Below are 5,707 nucleotides of genomic sequence, written 5' to 3'. Positions count from 1 at the left end.
CTCTATTTCGATTGCATGGCCGGCAACACACCCATTCGCAGCAACCGCGAATGGAAAACGGCACTCATGGGCGCCTACCAGGCCGCCGGAGCGCCATATCCCAACTGGCGACTTTCAGAGCCGAACCTGTTGTTTGATGCCCGCAGCGAAAGGAAAGGCTGGGAACAGCCGGGTACGGATGTGAGATGGATGGAAGGCGCGAAGGAACTGGGGATCGCCGGTATCTATCCCTGGAACCGCCTCATTGCGCGGCCTATCCCGCAATGGAAGGATTACGGGATGAAGGCGTACCGCAATGCCGCCAGCCTCCCTTCGGTGTCCACCGGCGACACCATCGTTTGCGAATTACCCTACAATGCACAGGTGACGCCTTACTTCGAGATCGAAGCCGAAGCGGGCGGGCATGTGCAGGTATTTACCGACAACTACCACCTGTTCAACGGCGCCGAATCCAATCTCCGCGGCGAATACATCACCCGCGCCGGTGCGCAGGCATACGAGCACCTGCTGTGGATGAACGGGCATAAAGTATATTATGTATTTCCGAAAGGCGTGAAGATCAAATCCCTCCGCTACCGCGAAACCGGCTACAATACGGAGTTTACCGGTACATTCACCTGTTCGGACCCCTTCTTCAACCGCCTCCGGGAAAAAGCACTCCGCACCCTCTACGTGACGATGCGCGATAATTTCATGGATTGCCCCGAGCGGGAAAGGGCACAATGGACAGGCGACGCCGTGAACGAAGCGGGGGAAGTGTTCTACGCCATGTCGCCCACCGCACACCAGCTGATCCGCAAATGGCTGCATGAAGTGGTAAGCTGGCAGCAACCCGACGGCAAAATCTACGCACCCGTGCCCGCAGGCAACTGGTTCGACGAGCTGCCCTGCCAGGTGCTTTCCACCCTGGGCTACTACGGCATCTGGACGTACTACCTCAACACCGGCGACAAATCCACCATCGCCGATCTCTACGACGGCGCGAAGAAATACCTCATGCTCTGGGAGCCCGATGGTACAGGGCTGATGAAATTCCGCGGTGGCGACTGGACCTGGGGCGACTGGGGCGACAACCGCGACCTCCTCCCCATGTACAATCTCTGGTACTACATCGCCCTCGACGGCATAGAGCGCATGGCCCGCGAGCTGAACAAACCGGCCGACGCCGCACGGTTCGCGGCCGACCGGGCGAGATTCCACACCGCATTCAACGCCCGCTTCTGGAATGGCGCCGCCTATCGCGATCCCGCTTACAAAGGCAAAACCGACGACCGCACGCAGGCCCTGGCCGTGGTTTCGGGGATTGCGGCACGGGAGAAGTATCCCGCCATCATGAAGATATTCTCGGAAGAGCAGCATGCGAGCCCTTACATGGAGAAGTATGTGTTTGAAGCCATGTTCCGGATGGGTTATCCTGACGAGGCGCTGGCCCGGCACAAGGCGCGTTTCACGGAAATGGTGGCCGACGATCGCTTTACCACCCTGTTTGAAGGTTGGGGGATAGGGGAGAAGGGATTTGGCGGCGGCACGGTGAACCACGCCTGGAGCGGCGGCGGTTTAACGGTGTTGAGCCAATACCTCTGCGGCATCGAGCCCCTGAGCCCAGGTTACGACACGATCCGGATCATGCCCCGTCCCGGCAAGATGGAACAGGCTTCGGCAGTGGTCCCTTCGGTGAAAGGGATGATCCATTCCTCATTTACGAACCGCAACGGGCGTTTCCTCCTCGAGGCTGAAACACCGGCGGGCACTGCCACGGTGATCGCAATTCCGGCGGCGGGTGTGAAGAAGATCAGGATGAATAACAAGAACGCCTGGGCCAACGGCGCTTACGCCAAATCCGGCGTGAAAGCATACGGCTCGGAAGACGGATATGTCCGTTTCCTGGTAGGACCTGGGAAATACCGGTTCGAGGCGGAGAAATAGCTTTTTTTTAACCCGTAATGAGCAAGAGCGCGCCCCCGGCTGGGGGCGCCTTTTTTTTAGTTAGTTACGCACGGTGGTCCCGGAAAATAATCAATGATTTCTATCAAAATTCAATGGAAACATTGACTTTACCACCCAATCCAATTTCAACGATTTCGCATAATGTAGAAAGGCGAACTTCTTTTACATCATTCTCAATCTTAGATATGTAAGATTTGTTCTTTCCTACTTTCGATGCAAGCTCCTCTTGAGTTAAACCCTTTGATAACCTTGCATCCTGCAGTAGAAATCCAATTTTAAATATTTCATATCCTACTTCAAACGCTTCGCGTTTATGGCTTCCGCGTTTACCATATTTCTTGTCAACGAAATCGTCGAGTGAAGTCAGGTTGTTATTTATTTTCGTCTTCATACTCACGCTTGATTTTTAATGCTTTGAGAATTTCCTGCACAGGTGTTTTTTGTGTTTTTTTCTGGAATCCATTCGCCAGGATAATCAACTTGCCTTTATCAAAAAAGCAGAATATCCTAAAGATATCCGTACCAAATTTTATACGCATTTCATATAAACCGTTTGTGCCTTCAATGTGCTTTACATAGGAAGTTGGTATCCTTTCAACTGCTTCAATTCCTTTAATAGTCCAAATTATTTTAGCTTTTACCTCTTCCCTTTGCGCTTCATAGAAAATTTCAAAATAATGCTTGTAAAAATGCGCTGTCCGATACTTTAAAGATGCTGACATAAAGATATGAAAAGTTGTCCTTTGGGGCAACTTGTTTTTTGGGTTTAACAATTTTGTTTTAATCAGTTCCATTGGTGGTCTATACCAAGTGTTAAAGCGTCTTATAACTGAATGAAGATTTTTACTAATTTCGTTACAACTTATTCCCGGTAGCCTCTGAAGCCCTTCAAGCTATCGGGTTTTGCTTTTTACAGATTGCTGATAAGCGATATTTATTTGACCTTCCCACACAACTTTTTTTTCTCATAGAAGAACAGCAATATAATTTTTAGCCCAACTGATAACTTTTTTAAGAACAATTACTGGCTTGTTGGGAGTATCGTTGATCCGAATTAGGGGTTACAGCATGGATACAGCATCATGGGGAAGCGCTATTCCATACACTAAGCCAGTCATATCCCTGTAGTATCAGTGCTTTATCATCAAAATAGCCCGCCGGAAGCCTGGGAATCGCGGGGGCGGGAGTATTGTCATGAGAACTGGGGGATTGTCATGAAACGGGAGGGGTGAGAGGAATCGGGTTGATAATCAATCTGCTATACCTGCAAATCGGCGGGAAAAAAGTTCTGCGGCAATTATCTAAATGTCGATAAATTTGTCTTGCTCAATTTTTAAGGGGATCACACACGTTGTCTACGTCAATTCAATACGAGAAGGAATGGCTGCGCATGGCTGCAGATGGGGATGAACTGGCATTTACCCATCTTTTCCACGCTTATAAGTTCAAATTGTACGGGTTTATCGGCAAGCTGACCGGTTCCCCGGACACGGCGGAAGACGTGGTGCAGGACGTATTCCTGAAGCTTTGGAAAGACCGGAAAACCCTCCGGGAAGTGGACTCCTTTGGCAGCTACCTGTTCCGCATGGCCCAGAATCACGCCATCAACGGCTTCCGGAAAATGGCCAGGGAAGAAGTGATGCGGAAGGAGATATCCGCCGGCGACCTCCCCGCCCACAGCACCCCGCAATCCCACATCGCACTCAAGGAAACCCGGGAAATCCTCCACAAAGCCATCCAGCAGCTCCCGCCCCGCCAAAAAGCCATTTACCTCCTCAGCCGGGAGGAAGGCGTCAAGCATGAAGAAATCGCCAGGCGGCTCCGTATTACCACCGGCACCGTGAAAAACCACATGATCCAGGCGCTCCGCACCCTCCGCGAACAACTCAGCCAACACCCCCATTCCCTGGAAATCATCTTCCTGCCCTGCCTCGTGTTTCCTTTTTGTTAAATTTTTTTTCCGGCCGGCTATGCCTATCGCTTTTGCCGGTTGTCTTTATCTGTAGCAACGCTATGGCGGGCTCACGTTATTTAAATATTCAACCATATGTCTAACGCAAGGATCCACTATCTCGTCAACCGCTTCATGGAAGGCGCCTGTTCGGGCGAAGAGCGTCAGGAACTGGCGGAATGGGTGAACCAATCCGAATCCGACACCGGCATTCAGGCCGTATTGGAGGAGGCATGGCGCAACTACGAGCCCGCTGAAGTCGACCGGCAGTCCGGCGCCGCCGCGATGGACCGCGTATATGCAAGACTATCGGAAGAAACGGACCGCTCCCGCCACCGCATCGCCTGGTGGAAGCCGGCCGCCGCCGCAGCCGTATTACTGCTGGCAGGCCTGGGCATCTGGCAGGGAACAAAATCCCCCGCAACCCCCATCGCCCAGGCGCAACAGGACAATACAGAAGACGCCATGCCCGGCGGTGAAAAAGCCGTGCTCACCCTTTCCAATGGCCGGCAAATCGTGCTCGACAGCGCGGCCGACGGCCTCCTGGCGCAACAAGGCGGCGCTACCGTCAATAAACTATCCAACGGGCAACTGGTGTACGACGACGGCGAAGGGCCCGGCGCGGGAGAAGTGATGTACAATACCATGTCGACGCCCCGCGGCGGGCAATACCGCCTCACGCTCCCCGACGGCACCAAAGCCTGGCTCAATTCCGCCTCCTCCATCACTTTCCCCACCGCATTCGTGGAAAACACCCGCAGCATCAATATTACAGGTGAAGTATACCTGGAAGTGGCCAGGGATGAAAAGAAACCCTTCACCGTGAAAGCCAACGGTGTGGAAATAGCCGTGCTCGGCACGCATTTCAACGTAAACGCCTATCCTGAAGAAGGCAGCGTGCGCACCACGCTCATCGAAGGAAAGGTGAAAGTTTCTTCCGCCGCAGGCGCGCGCACCATCGCTCCGGGCGAACAGGTGCAGGCAGGCGCCGGCAAGCTGGATGTTCGCCGCAACGTAAACCTGGAGGAAGTAACCGGCTGGAAAAAAGGACGGTTCGTATTCGAAGGCGCATCCATCACCCACGTCATGCACCAGCTTTCGCGATGGTACGATATGGAAATGGATGACATCGACCCTGTCGATGACCGCTTCTACCTCGACGTCCCCCGCAGCAAGAAACTCTCCGACGTGCTGAAGGCACTTGAACTTACGGGTAAAGTCAAATTCAAAATAGAAGGCAAAAAAATAATCGTTATGAAGTAAAACAGCCACGTAGATGGCGCCGGACATAGAAAACGCCCTGCCTGGTCCGCAGGGCGCTAATGCCTGAGCGTCGAAAAACAGTCCACTCTGATAGAAAGTTTATTGAATCACTCAAACTATGCAAATCTATGCATTTAAAGCTCCTTTGTGCCTTCTCGCCGGAAGGTATTAACAAAAAATTGCGGATAATGAAACTCACCGCTCTGCTCTTATTGTCGGCCTGCATGTGCGTGAGCGCCAAAACGCTCAGCCAGCAGGTTACCATATCCGAGAAAAACGCTCCCCTGGAAAAGGTGTTCCGGGAAATCAAGCGTCAGACCGGTTATTCATTCGTGTACACGGCCAGGCAGCTGGAAAAAGCCGCGCCGGTTACGCTGACGGTTAAAAACAGCCATATCCGCGAAGTGCTGGAAGCCTGTTTCCGCAACCAGCCGCTGATCTACACTTTGCTCGACGATATGGTGATCGTGAAGGAGAAATTACCCGCGATCCCCCGCTACGACCTGCCCGCCACGCCGCCGCCGGTAAAGGTGAAAGGAAAGATCG

The 5,707-nt window shown here is 52.7% G+C and carries 6 protein-coding genes; 4 read left to right on the top strand and 2 right to left on the bottom strand.

Going from position 1 to position 5,707, the window contains the following annotated elements:
• Nucleotides 1-1,926 (top strand): alpha-L-rhamnosidase C-terminal domain-containing protein (locus Q0510_RS21030; protein WP_298716021.1); only part of this gene is annotated, 1,926 nt, incomplete at its 5' end.
• Nucleotides 1,927-2,029: 103 nt separating this feature from the next.
• On the opposite strand, the gene Q0510_RS21025 is transcribed toward Q0510_RS21030, so the two are convergent.
• Nucleotides 2,030-2,338, bottom strand: coding sequence for a helix-turn-helix transcriptional regulator (locus Q0510_RS21025; RefSeq protein WP_298716019.1), 309 nt, complete (start codon nucleotides 2,336-2,338; stop codon nucleotides 2,030-2,032).
• Nucleotides 2,319-2,741: a type II toxin-antitoxin system RelE/ParE family toxin gene (locus Q0510_RS21020; protein ID WP_298716017.1), complete on the bottom strand. Its 423-nt coding sequence runs from the start codon at nucleotides 2,739-2,741 to the stop codon at nucleotides 2,319-2,321. The genes Q0510_RS21025 and Q0510_RS21020 overlap by 20 nt, the downstream gene beginning before the upstream one ends.
• Nucleotides 2,742-3,298: 557 nt before the next feature.
• Here Q0510_RS21020 and Q0510_RS21015 point away from each other — a divergent pair.
• The 3 genes from Q0510_RS21015 to Q0510_RS21005 all read left to right on the top strand — a co-directional run.
• Entirely contained in the window at nucleotides 3,299-3,898 is a 600-nt protein-coding gene (locus Q0510_RS21015) for an RNA polymerase sigma factor (protein ID WP_298716015.1), read from the top strand.
• A gap of 96 nt (nucleotides 3,899-3,994) precedes the next feature.
• Nucleotides 3,995-5,161 carry a FecR family protein gene (locus Q0510_RS21010; RefSeq protein ID WP_298716013.1) on the top strand — a complete coding sequence of 389 codons (1,167 nt, stop codon included), beginning with the start codon at nucleotides 3,995-3,997 and terminating at the stop codon, nucleotides 5,159-5,161.
• 188 nt (nucleotides 5,162-5,349) lie between these two features.
• On the top strand, nucleotides 5,350-5,707 hold a 358-nt coding region (locus tag Q0510_RS21005), incomplete at its 3' end, for an STN domain-containing protein (protein ID WP_298716012.1).

Source organism: uncultured Chitinophaga sp., from assembly GCF_937874145.1.
In the GTDB taxonomy this organism is placed as follows: domain Bacteria; phylum Bacteroidota; class Bacteroidia; order Chitinophagales; family Chitinophagaceae; genus Chitinophaga.
Note: the sequence above shows the minus strand (reverse complement) of the source record. Positions and strands in the feature narration are given on the sequence as shown.

Excerpts from the sequence above, each read along its gene's own strand:
- Q0510_RS21020 (WP_298716017.1), bottom strand. The coding sequence starts at position 2,741 with ATGGAACTGATTAAAACAAAATTGTTAAACCCAAAAAACAAGTTGCCC.
- Q0510_RS21010 (WP_298716013.1), top strand. The coding sequence starts at position 3,995 with ATGTCTAACGCAAGGATCCACTATCTCGTCAACCGCTTCATGGAAGGC.
- Q0510_RS21025 (WP_298716019.1), bottom strand. The coding sequence starts at position 2,338 with ATGAAGACGAAAATAAATAACAACCTGACTTCACTCGACGATTTCGTT.